Origin of the sequence: Leifsonia sp. PS1209, assembly GCF_012317045.1 — a bacterium.
Lineage (GTDB): Bacteria > Actinomycetota > Actinomycetes > Actinomycetales > Microbacteriaceae > Leifsonia.
Genome location: NZ_CP051154.1, coordinates 3,184,279 through 3,201,793, shown reverse-complemented (window position 1 = coordinate 3,201,793; position 17,515 = coordinate 3,184,279). Strand labels below are relative to the sequence as shown.

At 71.8% G+C, this 17,515-nt stretch carries 14 protein-coding genes; 6 read left to right on the top strand and 8 right to left on the bottom strand.

Going from position 1 to position 17,515, the window contains the following annotated elements; genetic code table 11:
- Window positions 1–6: 6 nt before the first annotated feature.
- Window positions 7–4,869 (bottom strand): DEAD/DEAH box helicase, encoded by a 4,863-nt coding sequence (locus HF024_RS15225; RefSeq protein ID WP_168690085.1) that lies wholly within the window; start codon window positions 4,867–4,869, stop codon window positions 7–9.
- 68 nt (window positions 4,870–4,937) lie between these two features.
- Window positions 4,938–5,588 (bottom strand): alpha/beta hydrolase-fold protein, encoded by a 651-nt coding sequence (locus HF024_RS15220; RefSeq protein WP_085368873.1) that lies wholly within the window; start codon window positions 5,586–5,588, stop codon window positions 4,938–4,940.
- A 117-nt stretch (window positions 5,589–5,705) separates the two neighbouring features.
- Here HF024_RS15220 and HF024_RS15215 point away from each other — a divergent pair, with 117 nt between their 5' ends.
- Together HF024_RS15215 and HF024_RS15210 are read left to right on the top strand one after the other, a co-directional pair.
- Window positions 5,706–6,281 carry an NUDIX hydrolase family protein gene (locus HF024_RS15215; protein WP_085368872.1) on the top strand — a complete coding sequence of 192 codons (576 nt, stop codon included), beginning with the start codon at window positions 5,706–5,708 and terminating at the stop codon, window positions 6,279–6,281.
- 38 nt (window positions 6,282–6,319) lie between these two features.
- Window positions 6,320–6,703: a UBP-type zinc finger domain-containing protein gene (locus HF024_RS15210; protein WP_168690084.1), complete on the top strand. Its 384-nt coding sequence runs from the start codon at window positions 6,320–6,322 to the stop codon at window positions 6,701–6,703.
- 10 nt (window positions 6,704–6,713) lie between these two features.
- On the opposite strand, the gene HF024_RS15205 is transcribed toward HF024_RS15210, so the two are convergent.
- Together HF024_RS15205 and HF024_RS15200 are read right to left on the bottom strand one after the other, a co-directional pair.
- Window positions 6,714–7,535 (bottom strand): alpha/beta hydrolase, encoded by an 822-nt coding sequence (locus HF024_RS15205; RefSeq protein WP_168690083.1) that lies wholly within the window; start codon window positions 7,533–7,535, stop codon window positions 6,714–6,716.
- Window positions 7,536–7,673: 138 nt separating this feature from the next.
- A complete protein-coding gene (locus tag HF024_RS15200; RefSeq protein WP_247597138.1) occupies window positions 7,674–8,279 on the bottom strand; it encodes a M15 family metallopeptidase in 606 nt (201 codons plus the stop codon).
- Between the two features lie 192 nt (window positions 8,280–8,471).
- Between HF024_RS15200 and HF024_RS15195 the strand changes: the two genes are divergently transcribed.
- From HF024_RS15195 to HF024_RS15185, 3 genes are all read left to right on the top strand, one after another.
- The gene (locus HF024_RS15195) at window positions 8,472–8,927 is read left to right on the top strand and encodes a universal stress protein (RefSeq protein WP_168690082.1); all 456 of its coding nucleotides are present in this window, start codon (window positions 8,472–8,474) and stop codon (window positions 8,925–8,927) included.
- A 280-nt stretch (window positions 8,928–9,207) separates the two neighbouring features.
- Window positions 9,208–10,092 (top strand): alpha/beta hydrolase, encoded by an 885-nt coding sequence (locus HF024_RS15190; protein WP_168690081.1) that lies wholly within the window; start codon window positions 9,208–9,210, stop codon window positions 10,090–10,092.
- Window positions 10,085–10,672, top strand: coding sequence for a TetR-like C-terminal domain-containing protein (locus tag HF024_RS15185; protein WP_168690080.1), 588 nt, complete (start codon window positions 10,085–10,087; stop codon window positions 10,670–10,672). The genes HF024_RS15190 and HF024_RS15185 overlap by 8 nt, the downstream gene beginning before the upstream one ends.
- Before the next feature lie 95 nt (window positions 10,673–10,767).
- On the opposite strand, the gene HF024_RS15180 is transcribed toward HF024_RS15185, so the two are convergent.
- On the bottom strand, window positions 10,768–12,462 hold the full coding sequence (locus HF024_RS15180; RefSeq protein WP_168690079.1) for a DEAD/DEAH box helicase: 1,695 nt from the start codon (window positions 12,460–12,462) through the stop codon (window positions 10,768–10,770).
- Between the two features lie 276 nt (window positions 12,463–12,738).
- On the opposite strand from HF024_RS15180, the gene HF024_RS15175 reads away from it, so the two are divergent.
- Window positions 12,739–14,961, top strand: a complete 2,223-nt coding sequence (locus HF024_RS15175; RefSeq protein ID WP_210723962.1) for an AAA family ATPase — start codon at window positions 12,739–12,741, stop codon at window positions 14,959–14,961.
- 17 nt (window positions 14,962–14,978) lie between these two features.
- On the opposite strand, the gene HF024_RS15170 is transcribed toward HF024_RS15175, so the two are convergent.
- Genes HF024_RS15170 through HF024_RS15160 form a run of 3 tightly spaced genes read right to left on the bottom strand, consistent with a single transcriptional unit; the run spans window position 14,979 to window position 17,514 of the window.
- On the bottom strand, window positions 14,979–15,638 hold the full coding sequence (locus HF024_RS15170) for a DUF1684 domain-containing protein (RefSeq protein WP_085368859.1): 660 nt from the start codon (window positions 15,636–15,638) through the stop codon (window positions 14,979–14,981).
- A complete protein-coding gene (locus HF024_RS15165; protein ID WP_085368858.1) occupies window positions 15,635–16,198 on the bottom strand; it encodes a hypothetical protein in 564 nt (187 codons plus the stop codon). The genes HF024_RS15170 and HF024_RS15165 overlap by 4 nt, the downstream gene beginning before the upstream one ends.
- 44 nt (window positions 16,199–16,242) lie before the next feature.
- Window positions 16,243–17,514, bottom strand: a complete 1,272-nt coding sequence (locus HF024_RS15160; protein ID WP_168690077.1) for an RNA polymerase sigma factor — start codon at window positions 17,512–17,514, stop codon at window positions 16,243–16,245.
- Window position 17,515 lies beyond the last annotated feature (1 nt).

The window sequence follows — 17,515 nt, the reverse complement described above, 5'->3', positions numbered from 1 at the left end:
GCTCGCTCACGATCGCAGCCGCAGCCCGCGCGGGGTGGGGAGGAACCCGGCCTCGCCGAGGGCGTCGCCGAGCGGGGTGCCGAGCACGAACGCCCCGTTCACCGTCTCGATGGCGAGCTTGTCGACGCGACCCCGGGTGATGAGCGCGGCGAGGGCCCGGGATGCGGCGAGCAGCGCCGGGCGCGCATCCGGTTGCTCCTGGTCGGCGAAGCAGAGGAGGCTCTTGCCTCCGCGCTCGACGTAGATCGTGAGCGCGCCGTCGACCAGGACCACCAGCGCCCCCGCCTTCCTGCCCGGCCGGTGTCCGGTGCCCGCGTCGCCGGGGACGCCCGGCCAGGGGAGCGCTGCTCCGTAGCCGTTCGCGGGGTCGGTGGCCGCCAGCGCGACGGACTCGAGCGGCGCATCCTGGGTGTGGTCCCTGGCGAACGACCGCAGCCGGTCGACGGTGGCGCCGGTGGCGAACTGCGCGGCGCCGAGGGTCTCGACGAAGTAGCCGCGGCGGGCGCGCCCGGTCTCCTCGAACCCGCTCAGCACCTTGTACGCCAAAGCGAAGCCGCCGGGGGAGCCCTCGTTCATCACCGAGCCGCGGGTGACGACGCCGTAGCGGTCGAGCAGCGTCTCGGCCTGCCCGTGCGCGCGCACGGTCGACTCCAGGTCGCGTTCGGGCAGCAGCGACCAGCGACCGGCGACCGTCGGAGGGCCCATCCTGGTCACCATCGCGGAGCGCGTCGCCGCCCTGCCGCGGTAGAGCCGCGAGCGCGGCGCCTGCTTCGGGCGCTTGTGGGCTCCGGATGCTCCGGTCATCGTGCGCAGCGGGGCGAGGGTGTCGTTCGTCACCCTGCCGTCCCAGACCAGGTCCCACAGGGCGGTCACGAGCGCGGTGTCGTCCACCGGAGCGCCCGCCGCTGTGCCGAGCACGTCGGACAGCTGGCGGAAGAAGTACCCTCCTCCGCGGCCGAGCGCCTCCAGGACGGAGCGCTGCAGCTCGTCGGTCTCGTGGTCGCCGGGAGGAGCGAGGGTGAGCGGCGCCGAGTCGGCCAGGTGCAGGCTGATCCAGCCGTCGCTGCCCGGCAGTGCACCGTCTCCGGCCCAGATCACCTCGCCGGTCGCCGTCAGCTCGTCGAGCATCGCCGGGCTGTAGTCGCTCACCCTGCTGGGCAGGATCAGCGACTCCCACGCCGACGCCGGGATGCGCGCCCCGGCCAGCTGCTCGATCACCGAGGCGACCGCATCCACGCCCCGGAGGGTTCCGCCGATGTGCTGCCAGTCGGGGAGGAACCGCGCGAAGGTGGCGGTGTCGACCGGCTCGACCTCGTGGCGGAGCGCGGCGAGCGACATCCTCCGCAGACGGCGCAAGACCTCGGCGTCGCACCACTCCGAGCCGTGGGCGTGCGGGCGGAACTCGCCGTCGACCACGCGCCGGTCGTGCGCGAGACGACGGAGCGCGTCGTGGACGATGGCGGCGCCGAGCCCGAAACGCTCCGCGACGTCGGAGGTGACGAACGGACCGTGCGTGCGGGCGAACCGGCTGACCAGGTCGCCGAGTGGATCGTCGACCGGCTCGATGAACGCGACGGGCACGCCGATCGGCAGCGGGACGCCAAGTGCGTCGCGCAACCGGCTCGCGTCCTCGATGGTGGCGTAGCGCTGCACGCCGGCGATGTGGACGGCGAGAGCACGCTTGGTGTCGACCAGCGCCGCAAGGTGTGCGGCAGCGGTGGCGACGTCGGCGGCGAGCGGGAGGAGCGGGTCGGGGGTGGATTCGGGGTCCGAGGTGGACTCGGGATCGGCGGTTTCGGGGCTCGCGCCCTGCGCAGCAGCCGTCGCGACCACGTCGCCCTGCAGCCGCTCCGCGACCTCCTCCGCCGACAGCGGGCCGAGCATCCTGAGCAGGTCGGCGACGCCCTCGATCCCGCGCACCCGTCGTTCGGGGGCGAGTCGCTGGAGTTCCCGCTCCACGCGCTCGATCACCGCGGGGTCGAGCAGTTCGCGGAGTTCCGCGCGCCCGAGCAGTTCGGCCAGCAGCCCGGCGTCGAGCGAGAGCGCCGCCGCCCTGCGTTCGGCCAGTGGGCTGTCGCCCTCGTACATGAAGGCCGCGACGTAGCCGAACAGCAGCGACCGCGCGAACGGCGACGCCACCTCGGTGCTCGCCTCCACCAGCCGGATGCGCCGCTGAGCGATCTGCTGCGTCACCTCGTCGAGCGCCGGCAGGTCGTAGACGTCTTGCAGGCACTCGCGCACCGTCTCGAGGATGATCGGGAAGCTCGGGTACTTGCGCGCGACATCCAGCAGCTGCGACGCCTTCTGCCGCTGCTGCCAGAGCGGCGACCGCTTGCCGGGGTTGTACTTCGGCAGCAGCAGGGCGCGGGCGGCGCACTCGCGGAATCGCGCGGCGAACAGCGCGGAGCCGCCGACCTCCTCGGTGACCAGCGCATCCAGTTCCTGCGGCTCGAACACGAAGAGCTCCGCGCCGGGCGGCTGGGATTCCGTGTCGGGAATACGAACGATGATCCCGTCGTCCGCCGCCATCGCGCCGCCGTCGATGCCGTAGCGGTCGCGCACCCGCGACTGCACGGCCAGTGCCCACGGCGAGTGCACCTGCATGCCGTACGGGGAATGCAGCACGACGCGCCAGTCGCCCAGCTCGTCCCTGAACCGCTCGACCACGAGGGTGCGATCGGTCGGGACATGTCCCGTCGCCGTCTTCTGCTCGCTCAGGAAGGCGAGCAGGTTGCCGGTGGCCCAGGTGTCGAGCCCGGCCTCCACGCAGCGCAGCTCGGCGTCCGTTTCGGATGCGCTGCTCACCTCGCGCATGAATTCCCCGACCGCGCGACCCAGCTCGGCCGGGCGGCCGAGACCGTCGCCCTTCCAGAACGGCAGTCGTCCCGGCTCGCCGAACGCCGGGGTGACGAGCACCCTGTCGTGGGTGATCTCCTGGATGCGCCAGCTGGTCGAGCCGAGCGCGAACACATCGCCGACGCGCGACTCGTAGACCATCTCCTCGTCCAGCTCGCCGACCCTGCTGGCCTTCTCGCCCACCATGTGGACGCCGAAAAGGCCGCGGTCGGGGATGGTGCCGCCGCTGGTCACGGCCAGGCGCTGCGCTCCTGGACGCCCGGTGAGCGTGCCGGCATCCCTGTCCCAGACGATGCGCGGGCGCAGCTCGGCGAACTCGTCGGACGGGTATCGTCCGGCCAGCAGGTCGAGGGTGGCGTCGTATGCGCTGCGTGGCAGGGTCGCGAACGGCGCGCTGCGGCGCACCGTGTCGAACCACTCGTCCGCGTCGATCGACTCCAGCGCGGTGGCGGCGACGGTCTGCTGCGCGAGGATGTCGAGCGGGTTCGCCGGGACCCGGAGCGTCTCGATCAGCCCCGAGGTCATCCGCTCGCTGGCCACCGCGGAGTGGATGAGGTCGGCCCTGTGCTTGGGGAACACCACGCCGCGCGACACCTCGCCCACCTGGTGGCCCGCTCGTCCCACCCGCTGCAGCCCGCTCGCGACGGAGGGAGGGGACTCGACCTGCACGACGAGGTCGACCGCGCCCATGTCGATGCCGAGTTCGAGGCTCGAGGTCGCGACGACGCAGCGCAGCCGCCCGGCCTTGAGGTCGTCCTCGATGATGGCGCGCTGCTCCTTGCTCACCGAGCCGTGGTGGGCGCGCGCGAGCACGAGCGACCCTGGGTCGTCGGCGAGGGCGCCCTGCGCGCCGGGCGCAGCGCCCGCCGCCGCATCCGACCCTCGCGCCGCATCCGATCCGCGCGCCGCATCCGACCCGCGCGTTTGGCCCGACCCTCCCGCCAGCTCCGCCGGGGGACGCGAGCCACGCGGGCCACGCGGCTGCGGCACGAACCCGTCGGACGGACCGTTCTCCCCGCCACCCAGGATGCGCTCTTCGTAGATCTCGTTGAGTCGCGCCGTCAGGCGCTCGGCGAGGCGGCGGGAGTTCGCGAAGACGATCGACGACCGGTGATCGAGCACGCGGTCGACGATCGCCTCCTCGACATGGGGCCAGATGGAGCCGGACTGCGGCGCGGAGCCGTCGTCGTTGTCGCTCGCGAAGGTGGAGGTGCCCAGCTCGCTCATGTCCTCGACCGGGACGACGACCCGCAGATCGAACCGCTTGCCGGACGGCGGCGCGACTACCTCGACGGGTGCGCGCCCGCCGAGGAACCGGGCGACCTCTTCCGGCGGGCGGACCGTGGCGGAGAGCCCGATGCGCTGCGCCGGGGTGGCGAGCATCGCATCCAGTCGTTCGAGCGACAGCGCCAGGTGGGCTCCGCGCTTGGTCGCAGCGACCGCGTGCACCTCGTCGATGATGATGGTCTCGACCGAGGTCAGCGTCTCCCGCGCCGCCGAGGTCAGCATGAGGAAGAGCGACTCCGGCGTGGTGATCAGGATGTCTGGCGGTGTCGACACGAGCGCCCGCCGGTCGGCGGAGGTGGTGTCTCCAGACCGGACGCCGACGGTGACGTGCGGCGGCTCAGCCCCGAGCCGCTTGGCGGTCTGCGTGACGCCGACGAGCGGAGCGCGCAGATTGCGCTCCACATCGACGCCGAGCGCTTTCAGCGGCGAGATGTAGAGCACGCGGGTGCCGCGCTTGGCCGCCGGTGCTGCCTTGGCGCGGGTGGCCGGTGCGGTGGACGGGCTCTCGGCCCCACGCTCCGCAGCGCGGTCGGCGGCCGCCAGCCGGTCGATCGCCCACAGGAATGCGGCGAGCGTCTTGCCCGACCCCGTCGGCGCGATGACGAGCGCGTGCCTGCCGCGCGAGATCGCATCCCACGCTCCGATCTGGGCGGGCGTCGGCGCGTCGAAAGCCCCGCTGAACCACTCACGGGTGGCGGGGGAGAATCGTTCGAGCACGTCGCTCATCCCTCCATCCAACACCCCACCACCGACATCGTGGTCGGCTCCTTCGGCCGGATCGTCCGCGGCCCCACTCAGCGACGCAGGCCGCTCCGGATGAACGCGGAGACGTCGGCGAGCTCGGCCGAGGAGATGTTGTGCCCCATGCCCTCGTAGATGCGCGCATCCAGGGCCGAATGGTCGGGCAGCCAGGCCGTCGTGCGGTCCACGGCGTCGGACGAGATCACCTCGTCGAGCGTCCCGCGGCCCCAGAACACCGGGATCTTGGATGCGGCCAGGTGCGCGTCCCCGTCCTGCTCACCGTGCACGACGAATCCGGACAGCTGCACCGCGTAGTCGAAGCGCTCCGGCGCCCTGCGCAGCAGCTGCAGTGCCATCGCGCCGCCCTGGGAGAAGCCGAGCAGGCCTGTCGGGGTCTGCGGCTGCTCGTCGAGCCAGTCGAGCACGGCTGCCGCCGCTGCGTCGGCGTTGGCGGCGAGCGGGTCGCCCGGCATGTTGGTGTACCGGGAGAACCAGGCGAACCCCTGGCCCTCGGGGATGGGCGCGCGCACCGAGGCGATCACCGGCTCCAGCGGGAGATAGGCGGAGATGCCGAAGAGGTCGGCCTCGTCGGAGGCGTAGCCGTGCAGGAGGACGAGAAGCGGCCGGCCGGCTCTGTCGCGTTCCGACGCGGACCAGAGCACGGCGTCCCTGTCGATGCGGAGGTCGGGTGTCGGGAAGGGCATGCCTCATTCTGGCGCGGGGATGCGGGTGGTTTCTGCACAGGGCGGTAATCTCGTGTCTTTTCCACAGCATCCGGTGGAAGGGTGCCCGAGCATCCGGCGTTTCCGTAGGATCGGTGCATGAGCGTACGCACTCCGGACCCGACCCCAGACCCGCTGCCCGACGACGGTCGCCAGCAGGGCCCGGCGTGGCTGAGCGATATCGAGCTCGAGCAGGTGCGCAGGCGCCTCCCGCTGCTGTACGTGGAGGCGGTGCCCGTGCGGGTGGACGGGCTTGGGCAGGTGACCGAGCTCGGCGTGCTGCTGCGCGCCAACGCGGTGGGGGAGATGACGCGCACCCTCGTGTCCGGCCGGGTGATGTACGGGGAGACACTGCGCGAGGCGCTGTTCCGGCACCTGGAGAAAGACCTCGGCCCGATGGCGTTCCCGCAACTGCCGGCGAGTCCCATCCCGTTCCAGGTGGCGGAGTACTTCCCCATGCCGGGCGTCACGCCGTTCACCGACGACAGGCAGCACGCCGTCTCGCTGGCCTACGTTGTGCCGGTCACCGGCACCTGCGAACCGCGGCAGGATGCGCTCGAACTCACCTGGATGACCCCGGAGGAAGCGGTGTCCCCCTCGGTCTGCGAAGAGATGGAGGGCGGCAGGGGCATCCTGCTCAAGGCCGCTCTGGCGTCCGTGGGGCGCATCGTCTGACCCGGTCTGACGCATCTGACACAACGGAGGGCTGCTGCATGAGCGACACGACGGGCGCGGGAGACACCGGAATCCACCAGGACGTCCCGCCATCCGGCACGGGATGCGTGGAGTGCGACCGCGACGGCAGCTGGTGGGTGCACCTCCGCCGCTGCGCGACCTGCGGGCACATCGGCTGCTGCGACGACTCGATCAACCGGCACGCCACCGCGCACGCCGAGCAGACCGGTCATCGGTACATCCAGAGCTTCGAGCCCGGCGAGGACTGGTTCTGGGACTACAGCGCGCAGGAGTTCGCCGACGGGCCGCGGCTCGCGCCGCCGACCAGCAGGCCGGACTCGCAGCCGGTCCCCGGCCCAGCTGGGCGTGTGCCGGGGAACTGGCTGGAGATCGTCGAGGCGCAGGAGGGCCCCCACACCTGAGGGCGGGCGGTCAGCCGGCGATGAACGCCAGAATGTCCTTGTCCAGAGCCTCCTGGTACGCGCCGTAGATGCCGTGCGGGGCGCCCGGATACACCTTCAGCGTGCCGTGGGAGACGAGGTCGATCGACTTGTGCGCCGCGTCGGCGATCGGGACGATCTGGTCGTCGTCGCCCTGGGCGATGAGGATGGGCACATCCAGCGCCTTCAGGTCGTCGGTGAAGTCGGTCTCCGAGAACGCCTTGATGCAGTCGTACGCGGCGGTCAGGCCGACGAGCATCCCTTGGCGCCAGAAGTCGTATTTCGCACCGTCCGACACCTCCGCCCCGTCGCGGTTCGCACCGTAGAACGGGACGGCGAGGTCGAGGTAGTACTGCGAGCGGTCCTTGAGCACGCCGGCGCGGATCTCGTCGAAGACCTCGATCGGGGTGCCGTCCGGGTTGCTGTCCGACTTGACCATGATCGGCGGGACGGCGCCAGCGGTGATGACCTTCGTCACGCGGCCGACACCGTGCTGCGCGGCGTAGCGCACCACCTCGCCTCCGCCGGTGGAGTGGCCGATCACGACGAGGTCGTGCAGGTCGAGCTGCTCGACCAGCTCGGCGAGGTCGCGAGCATAGGTGTCCATGTCGTTGCCGGTGTACGGCTGCGACGAGCGCCCGTGACCGCGGCGGTCGTGCGCGATGGCGCGGTAGCCGTTGTCGGCGAGGAGTTTGAGCTCGACCTGCCAGGCGTCGGAGCTGAGCGGCCAGCCGTGGCTCAGGACGACCGGCCGGCCTTCGCCCTGGTCGGTGTAGTAGATCTGTGTTCCGTCGGACGTGGTGATGTACGGCATGTGCGATCTCCTTGGGTTCGGTGCTGTGCGAACTCGCTGCAGGACGACGGCGACGGTGCTGCCACGTCCGACGATACGGCCCTGTATGCGCGCACCGGAAGGGCGGGGGCGAGAATTCCGCGGGCGTTCGCCGAGCCGTCAGCCGGCCGTCCCATCCGGCAGCTGCGCCGGGCACACCCCGTCACTGTCGGCCGTCAGCTCGAAATGCCACGCCTCGTTCGCGTAGACCTGGCACAGCCCGTACTCCCCGCCGAAGCGGGTGAGCCAGTCCATCGCGTCTGCCGTCGCGATGTCGACCGCCTCGCCGCGCACGTGCTTCGACTCGTCTCCCCGCTTCACCCACTTGCTCGCCTCCTCCTCGCTGCCGTACTTCTGCACGGCATCGTCGAAGAGGGACTGCTGGTAGCGCTCGCTGCGCCAGCCGTCGGTGAGGGTGAAGGTCACGTCGCGGTCGGCGGCCGCCGTCGCGGCCCTGTCCAGCGCCTCCAGCAGCCGGTGGTCGAGCCGGGTCACGGCGGGGACGTCGTCGGTGAGCGCGACGGTCTCGCCGGTGGGGATGTACCCGTCGTCCTGGCCGAGCTGCGCCGAGCCCGAGCCTGCGCCCGACCCAGACCCCGCGGACGGCAGCTGAGGCGCCGCCCCGAGCGAGCCGGCGCCCGAGTGGATGCCCGGGGAGGAGCATCCGGTGATGGCGACGACGATGGTCGCGGCCGTCACGGCGACGAGGAGGTTTCTGAGACGCACGGTGCGGTCCTTTCGGTTCCCCACCAGCCTCGCGTTCGCACCGGCCCCTCCGAGTCCGGCCGCGGATGCAACCGTGTCCATCGGAGGGATGACGCCAGCGCGGCTTGTCACGCCGGACAAACGTCCTTGGGCGTCCGCTGGGCGGGGTGGACAATGAAGCGCGGAACTTCTCGACGGGTGAGGGAGAGTGCCATGAACGATCGCGGCCACGGTCACGGGCCCGTGTTGGTGGGCATCGACGGTTCCACCGGCGCGCTGGCCGCGCTCAGGGAGGCGGTCATCCTGGCGGAGGCCTTCAGGCGGCCGCTCGAGGCCGTCGCCGTCTGGCAGCCGTCGACCTCGATGTACGACGCGTACTACCCCGACGCCGAGTCGTCGCCGCGCAGCGTGGCCCTGCGGAACGCGCGGGAGGCGTCGACCGCGGCGTTCGGCGCGAAGCCTCCGGACTGGTTCAGCACGCGGGCGCAGCAGGGGAACCCGGGCGCCGTGTTCGTCGAGGCGAGCCGCACGGCGTCGTATCTGGTGCTCGGCAGCCGGGGGAGGGGCGGGCTGACCACGGCGCTGCTCGGCTCGGTGAGCGTGCACTGCGCGTCGCACGCGCGCTGCCCCGTGCTCATCGTCGGGCCGGATGTGGCGGAGACGATGTGATGTTCGCCACGATTTGCTCAGTCGTCCCGGGTGCGCCCAGGGCTGCAACCGCGTAAATCGTGGGGATTACTCCAGTTCTCTCCGCTGATCCAGGTGCACTCTGCGCTCAGGAACCGATGCCGGCGAGTCCCGTCCCGATGGCCTGCAATCCCACGGTCGCGCCGGCCACGGCGAGGAAAGCGAGCGACAGCATGCCCCCGTTCGCCGCCAGATTATATGAGAATTACTCAAATAAGCAATAGGGTTGCATTGTCTAGCTAATGGTATTAGCTTTACGGCTATGAACACTTCCATCGCTCGTGAGGTCCACTTCCTCCAGCGCCCCGAGGGACGCGTGAGCTACACCGTCGAGGGCTCCGGCCCGCTCGTCGTCGCCGTGCCCGGCATGGGCGACCTCCGCTCCAGCTACCGCGAGCTCGTCGGCCCGCTCGTCCACGCCGGATACCGCGTGGCCGTCACCGACCTGCGGGCGCACGGCGACAGCGACACCACCTTCCGCGAGTTCGGCGACATCGCCACCGGCCGCGACATCATCGCCCTCATCGACGAACTCGGCGGCCCGGCCGTCATCCTCGGCAACTCGATGGGAGCGGCCGCCGCGGCGTGGGCGGCGGCCGAGCGACCGGATGCGGTCGCCGGGCTCGCCCTGTACGGCCCGCTCCTCCGCGACCCGGCCATGAGCGCCTTCGCCGTCGCGTCGATCCACGGGATGTACCGCGTGCTGTTCGCGGCGCCGTGGGGTGCATCCATGTGGTCCGGCTACTACCGCTCGACGCTCAACAAGGGCCGCCAGGCCCCGTGGCTGGGCGAGCACGTCGCCGCCATCAAGACGAACATGAAGGAGCCGGGCCGCCTGTCGTCGTTCCGTCGCCTCACCCTGCAACTCACCCACTCGGTGGTCGAACCCCGGCTGCCGGAGGTGCACGCCCCGATCCTCGCGTTCGTCGGCGAACTCGACCCCGACTACAAGGACCCGGTGGCCGAGGCCGCGTGGATCGCATCCATCGGCGCCACCACTGTGCTGGTGGGCGAATCGGGACACTACCCGCACGCAGCGCGGCCGGACATCACCGTGCCGCAGACCGTCGACTTCCTCGCCCGCCTCCGCGACGGGTCCGAGCAGGGCGCGAACGCGGTCACCGCTGCCTGGGCCGCCCGTGCCTAGGGCCGGACTCTCGCGGGCGGCGGTCACCGCCGTCGCCCTCGACCTGGTGGATGCGGGCGGGGCGGCCGGGTTCGACCGCCTCACCCTGGCGGCCGTCGCGAGCAGCGCGGGCGTGGCGGTGCCGAGCCTCTACAAGCACGTCGCGTCGCTCGACGACCTCCGGCGCCTGGTCGCCACCGAGTCCGTCGCCGAGCTGACCAGGATGCTCGCGGCGGCGACCATCGGACGCTCCGGCGGCGACGCCCTGCACGCGGCGGCGGACGCGATGCGCGCCTTCGCGCACGCGCATCCCGGGCGGTACGCGGCCACGCAGGTGGCGCCGCGGCTCGGCGACGACGCGGACGCCGAACTCGCGCAGCGGGCTGCGGAAGCGCTCGCCGTCCTGACGGCGGCCCTCCGCGCGTTCGACCTGCCGGAGGACAGCACGGTCGACGCCCTCCGGATGCTCCGCAGCGCCATCCACGGTTTCGTCACCCTGGAACTCGGCGGCGGCTTCGGCCTCCCCGATGACCTCGACCGCAGCTTCAGGTTCCTGATGGACGGCGTGCTCCGCGGCATCGAGTCGCTGACGCCCGCCTGACCGGCGCCGAACGCAGTCGAGCCCAGGGATCTTCGCCTCCGTGAGGCGAGAACCCTGGGCTCGAGTGATGAGGGGTTGGTGGGACTAGCCGCGGACTAGCCGCGCGCGCGGCGCGGGCCGTTGCCGCGCTGGGTGCTGCCGCCGACGAGGCTGCCGACGCGCAGGCCGCCGCCGTTGCCGGAGCGCTGGCCGCCGTTGCCGGAACCACCGGAGCGCTGGCCGCCGTTGCCGGAGCCGCCGCTGCGCTGGCCGCCGGCCGAGGCGGAGCCGGAACCGTGCGACGTGGTCGCTGCGGCTCCGCGGCCTGCGCCGGCCGGGCGTCCGGAGCGGTCGCGGCGCGGACGCCCGGCCTCACCGGATGCGCGCCCGTCGCGAGCCTGTCCGTCGCGAGCCTGGCTGTCGCGGCCCTGGCCGCCGTCGCGTCCGCGTCCGCCGTCGCCGCGCGAAGCGTCGCCGCCGCGTCCGCCACCACCACGACCGCCGCCACGACCGCCGCGCTCGCCGTCAGCTCCCGAGCCGTCGCGCTGGGCGCGCTTGCGCTGCGCGTTCGCACCCTGCGACTGGCCGCCGCCGCGCTGCTGCTGCACGGCTTCCTTCGGAGCGGGCTTCACGTACGCGGCCGTCTCGCCGACGAGCGTGACCACAGCGGCCGAGGTCGCGGTGACCACCTGGGGCGCCGCGTCGATCGCTGCCTTGCGGAGCAGCGTCTTCACGTCGGACTTCTGCGACGACAGCATGACCGTCACCACGTCGCCCGAGCTGCCGGCACGGGCCGTGCGGCCGGAGCGGTGCAGGTACGCCTTGTGCTCCATCGGCGGGTCGACGTGCACGACCAGCTCGACGTTGTCGACGTGCACACCGCGGGCCGCGACGTCCGTCGCGACGAGCACGCGCACATCCCCTGCGCCGAACGCGGCGAGGTTGCGGTCGCGGGCCACCTGCGACAGGTTGCCGTGCAGGTCGACCGCCGGGATCCCGGAGGCGGTGAGCTGCTTGGCCAGCTTCTTGGCGTGGTGCTTGGTCCTGGTGAACAGGATGCGGCGGCTGGCGCCGGACGCGAGCTTCTCGACCAGGTCTTTTTTGGCTTCGAGGGAGTCGACCTCGAAGACGTGGTGGGTCATCGCATCCACGTGGCTGTTCGCGTCGTCGACCGAGTGCAGCACCTCGTTGCTGAGGAACTTCTTGACGATCTTGTCCACGCCGTTGTCGAGCGTCGCCGAGAACAGCAGGCGCTGGCCGCCGGTGGGCGTCTTGTCCAGGATGCGCGTGACGACCGGCAGGAAGCCGAGGTCGGCCATGTGGTCGGCCTCGTCGAGCACGGTGATCTCGACGGCGTCGAGGGAGACGAAGCCCTGCTTCATCAGGTCTTCGAGGCGGCCGGGGCAGGCGACGACGATGTCGACGCCGTCCTTCAGGGCTGCGACCTGGCGCTGCTGGGAGACGCCGCCGAAGATCGTGGTGGTCTTCAGGCCGTACGCGTCGGCGAGCGGCTGCATCGTGGCGGAGATCTGGGTGGCGAGCTCGCGGGTGGGGGCGAGGACGAGGCCGAGGGGACGGCCGGCGCGACGCTTGCCGCCGGCGAGCTTGGTGCCGAGGCGCGCGGCCATCGGCAGGGCGAAGGCGATGGTCTTGCCGGACCCGGTCTTGCCGCGGCCGAGCACGTCGCGGCCGGCCAGGGTGTCCGGCAGGGTGTCTGCCTGGATCGGGAACGGCTCGGTCTTGCCGTCGGCTGCGAGCACGGCGACGAGAGGGGCGGGCACGCCGAGACCGGCGAAAGTGTTCTGAGACAAAGGTGGTGCCTTTCGGGCATCAGGACCCCGCGCATCCTGTCGATGCGGGTTCGGGGCAGTAGTGGCGAAGGTGCCGAGCGGCACGATCGTTCGCCGTAGAAAGTGACGCAGGCGGGGCTGATGCCCGGCGCTGTGCGTGGTGCGTTCTGCGACGCAGGGAGTCCGACACGGACTCGCAAGTACTGAAAGCCTACCCGATCAGGCTGGGAACTCGGCACAGGCGACTTCCCGGCCGGAGGAAGTAGACTATCGGCCCGAATCGAGAGGGTGGTCTGCGTGCAGGAAACGGAACTCGAACGTGAGCGCGCCGTGGTCTCCGGACTGTATGAGCGACTGGATGCGCTCCGAGCGGAAACCGAGGATCGGCTCACCCGTGTGCGGCGTGAGAGCGTCGGGAGCAACCACCAGGCGCGGAGCGAACGGGATGCGTTCGCCCGCCTCTACGAAGACCAGCTGACCCAGCTGCGCGAGGTCGACTCCCGCCTGGTCTTCGGCAGGCTGCTGCTCGAACAGCCGGTCGACGGCACCGCCCACCGCTACATCGGCCGCATCGGGCTGCGCGACGACGAGCAGCGGTCGCTGCTCGTGGACTGGCGCGCCCAGCAGGCCAGCGCCTTCTACCAGGCGACGGCGAACGAACGGATGGGCGTCCGCGCCAGACGGCACCTGACGATGACGGGCCGCGAGGTGGTCCGCGTCGACGACGAGGTGTTCGACGAGGCGCTGCTCGACGGGGAGGACGCGGACAGCGGGCAGGTGCAGGGGGAGGGCGCGCTGCTCGCTGCGCTCACCGCCCAGCGCACCGGCCGGATGCACGACATCGTCGCGACCATCCAGGCGGAGCAGGACCGCATCATCCGGTCGGACCTGCGCGGGGCCCTCGTGGTGCAGGGCGGCCCTGGCACGGGCAAGACGGCCGTGGCTCTGCACCGGGCCGCGTTCCTGCTGTACGCGAACCGGCAGCGGCTGAGCGCATCCGGTGTGCTCGTCGTCGGTCCGTCTCCCGCGTTCCTGCGCTACATCGAGGCGGTGCTCCCGTCGCTCGGTGAGACCGGCGTCGTGCTGCGCACGCTGGGAGACATGTTCCCCGGCGTGGAGGCGAGCGGCGACGACGAGCCCGAGGCGGCGAAGCTGAAGGGTTCCCTGCAGATGGTGCGGCTGCTGTCGCGTGCTGTGCGCTCCCGGCAGAAGGCGCCGGACGCCGAGCAGGTGGTGGTGGTCGACAACGAGCGGCTGACCGTGCAGCCCGAGCTGATCCAGCGCGCGATCTCCCGGGCCCAGCGCACGGGCAAGCCGCACAACGTGGCGAGGGTCACGTTCGTGAAGCACGCGCTCGGCGAGCTGGTCGACCTGCTGGCCGCACAGCTGAGGGCGGGCGGCTCGACCATCGACGAGGCCGACCTCAAGGTGCTTCGGGAAGACCTGCGCACCTCGTACGACGTGCGGGTGCTGCTCAACACCGCCTGGCTGCCGCTCACTCCGCAGAAGTTCCTGCAAGACCTGTACTCGCGTCCTGCGTGGCTCGCCGAGCTGACGCCGCGCTGGTCAGACGCGCAGCGGGCGTCCTTGTTCCGCGAGCGCACCGGCCGGTTCACGGTGTCCGACGTCCCGCTGCTCGACGAGGCGGCCGACCTGCTTGGCGACTTCCCCGGGCGCCCGGATGCCGGGGCGCGCGAGCGGGAGCGGCAGAGGAAGCGGGACGTGGAGAACGCGAAGGCGGCCATCCGGAACATGGGGGTGCAGGGCCTCGTGAACGCGGAGCAGCTGGCCGACGGTTTCGCCGAGCGCGAGGACACGGGCACGACGGCCGAGCGCGCGGAGGCCGACCGGCTGTGGACGTACGGCCACGTGGTGGTGGACGAGGCGCAGGAGCTGTCGCCGATGCAGTGGAGGATGCTGGTGCGCCGCTGCCCGATGAAGTCTTTCACGATCGTCGGGGACATCGCCCAGGTCGCGTCGGCCGCCGGTGCGACGAGCTGGGACGAAGCGCTGCGCCCGTCGTTCAAGGACGCCTGGCGTCTGGAGGAGCTGACCGTCAACTACCGCACCCCCGCGCAGATCACTCGGGAGGCGGAGGAGCTGGCGACGCAGGCCGGTCTGCCGATCACGCCGACGCGCGCTGTGCGCGAGGGCGACTGGCCCATCCGCAGGGTGGCCGCAGCGGCCGACGCGCTCCCGGATGCTGTCGCGGACGCGGTCGGGCACGACCGCGGCATCGACGCCTCCGGAACAGTGGCGGTGATCGCGACGTCGGCGACAGTGGATGCGGTGGCGGAGGCGGTCACGCTCCGCTTCGGCGACGAGGCGGCGCGCGGGGCGGCAGGACTGTCGAAGCCGATCGCCGTGCTCACCGGCTACGAGGCGAAGGGCCTCGAGTTCGACGCGGTGGTGCTGGCCGACCCGGATGCGCTGGCCGGCGAGACCCCGCGCGGCGCCGCGTCGCTGTACGTGGCGATGACGCGCCCGACGCAACGGCTCACCCTGGTGACGCGGGCGTAGCCGGGGTCGGGCGCCGCTCAGTGCTCGCCGTTGTACCGTTCGCCGACCGGGATCTCGACCGCGAGGGTGTTCCCCGCCTGCGCGAGCGGGCACGCCCACGCGGGGTCGTAGGCGCAGGACGGGTTGTACGCGAAGTTGAAGTCGAGCACCAGGGTGGCCTCGTCGTCGGCGTCGATCCCCAGGTCGGCGCCCTTGACGGTGTCGATCAGGTAGCGGCCCCCGCCGTACGTGCCTCCCGGCTTTCCGGCGAGCGCGTCTTTCACCGGGACGAAGATCCCTCCGCCGTACGACGACAGCCGCCACACGTCGAGCGACCCGGCGAACGGAACGTGCACGGCGCCGAGCAGCTCGAACGGCACGATCCCGTCCGTGCCGGTCTCCACATCCATCCTCCGCGGCTCCGCGGCGGGGATGATCGGCAACTCGAACCGCCATTCCGGGTCGTACGGGACGACGGGGAGCCCGGTGAACGTGTCCCTGTCCTCCGGCAGCAGGGGAGTGGCCGGATGCGAGGAGAACAGGTCGTTGCGGCAGGAGATCCAGTGCGCGTGGGCCGTGGCGGGGTCGGTCGCCGCCATCCTGCGCACGGACGCGTACATCCCGAACACGCGCCGCCGCCAGTCGGCCGTCTGCACGGCGGTGACGGCTTTCGCCGCCTGCGGTGTCTCGATCGTCATGCCTGTTCCTCCCGCTCTGCCGCCGGACCTTCCGACGCCTCATCTTCTCGCGCCGGCGGGTCGTACGCCCACGTCGGCGCGAGTTGTCGCAGCCGCATCCCTCTCCACTGCCAGAACGCCCACATCGTGTACCAGGCCAGCGGGGTGAGCACCCCGGCCTTCACGATCAGCTGATCCCGGTAGAGCGTCTTCAGCCGACCGTCCGCGTCCGGCCCTGCCGGGTCGGGGGCGATGGCCATCCGGTGGTCGAGGTGCGGCATGGCGGAGAGCAGGCCGCCCGTGCCTCCGCCGGTGTCCCTCAGGATGCGCACCGGCTGAGCCGGCTCACCCACTTCGCTGGTGCTGAGCCGGATCGCCTGGGTGCCGACGGTGAACGCTCCGAAGGCCCGCACGGCCACGCGGTGCTCGCCGTTCCCCCACACGGTGGGGAACCCGGCAGGCTCGTCCGACCGGAAGTCGACCCACGGCAGGGCGACCTCGCGGAACGCCGTCGGACTCTGCAGCGCGCGCCAGGCCGCATCCGGATCGCAGTCAAGGAGGAACTTCAGCAGAACCCTCATCTCCCCAGTGTCGCGCATCCCGCCCGCGTCTCACCCCTCGGCTCTCACCCTTTGCCGCGTCGGCACTCCTCCGCCCGCGCCAGCAGCAGCGTCCGCTCGCGCTCGTTCCCGGTGAGCGCCGCCGCCCGCTCGAACTCCCGCTCGGCCTCCGCGAGCCGCCCGAGGCGGAAGAGCAGGTCGGCCCGCACCGTCGGCAGGAGGTGGTAGCTGCTGAGCGCCCCGTCGATCACCAGCCGGTCGACCACGTCCAGGCCTGCCTCCGGTCCATACGCCATCGACAGCGCCACCGCCCTGTTCAGCTCGACAACCGCATTCGGCTGCAGTTCGGCGAGCGCGCCGTAGATCGCGACGATCTCCTCCCAGTCGGTCGCCTCCGCTGTCGGCGCCGTGGCGTGACAGGCGGCGATGGCGGCCTGCAGGGCGTACGGGCCGCGGCCGCGGTCCAGGCGCTCGGAGCGACGCAGCGCCTCGACGCCTCTGGTGATCAGGATGCGATCCCACTTCGACCTGTCCTGGTCCTGCAGCAGCACGGGCTCGCCGGCGGGGGTGGTGCGGGCGCCGAGCCGGGACGCCTGGAACTCCATCAGCGCCACCAGCCCGTGCACCTCGGGCTCGCGCGGGGTGAGCTCGGCGAGGACGCGGCCGAGCCGGAGGGCTTCCTGGCAGAGACTGGGGCGCATCCAGTCGTCTCCCGCTGTCGCCGCGTAGCCCTCGTTGAAGATCAGGTAGATCACTTCGAGGACGGAACCGAGCCTGGCCGCGAACTCGGACCTGTCCGGCACCTCGAACGGAACCCGCGCGGCGCTGAGGGTGCGTTTGGCGCGGACGATCCTCTGCGCGATGGTGGGCGACGGCACGAGGTAGGCGCGGGCGATCTCGTCGGTGGACAGCCCGCCGAGCAGCTTGAGGGTGAGCGCCACCCTCGACGGCTTGGTGAGGACGGGGTGGCAGGAGATGAAGACGAGCCGGAGCAGGTCGTCGTCGATGGTCTCCTCGGCGAGCAGGGCCGGATCGTCTGCCCCGCGCTCCGCCTCGAGGTCGTGGGCGAGCTGCGCGTACCTGTCGCCCAGGCGCTCCTGCCTGCGCCAGCCGTCGATCGCCCTGCGCTTGGCGACGGCGGTCAGCCAGGCTCCGGCGTTGCGGGGCACGCCGGACTGCGGCCACTGCTCCAGGGCGGCGACCAGCGCATCCTGGGCCAGCTCCTCGGCCAAGCCGACGTCGCCGACCAGCCGGGTGAGCACGGCTACCAGCTTGCTCGACTCGATCCGCCACACCGCCTCGACGGTGCGCGCCGCCTCGCCGCCCGCATCCCCCATC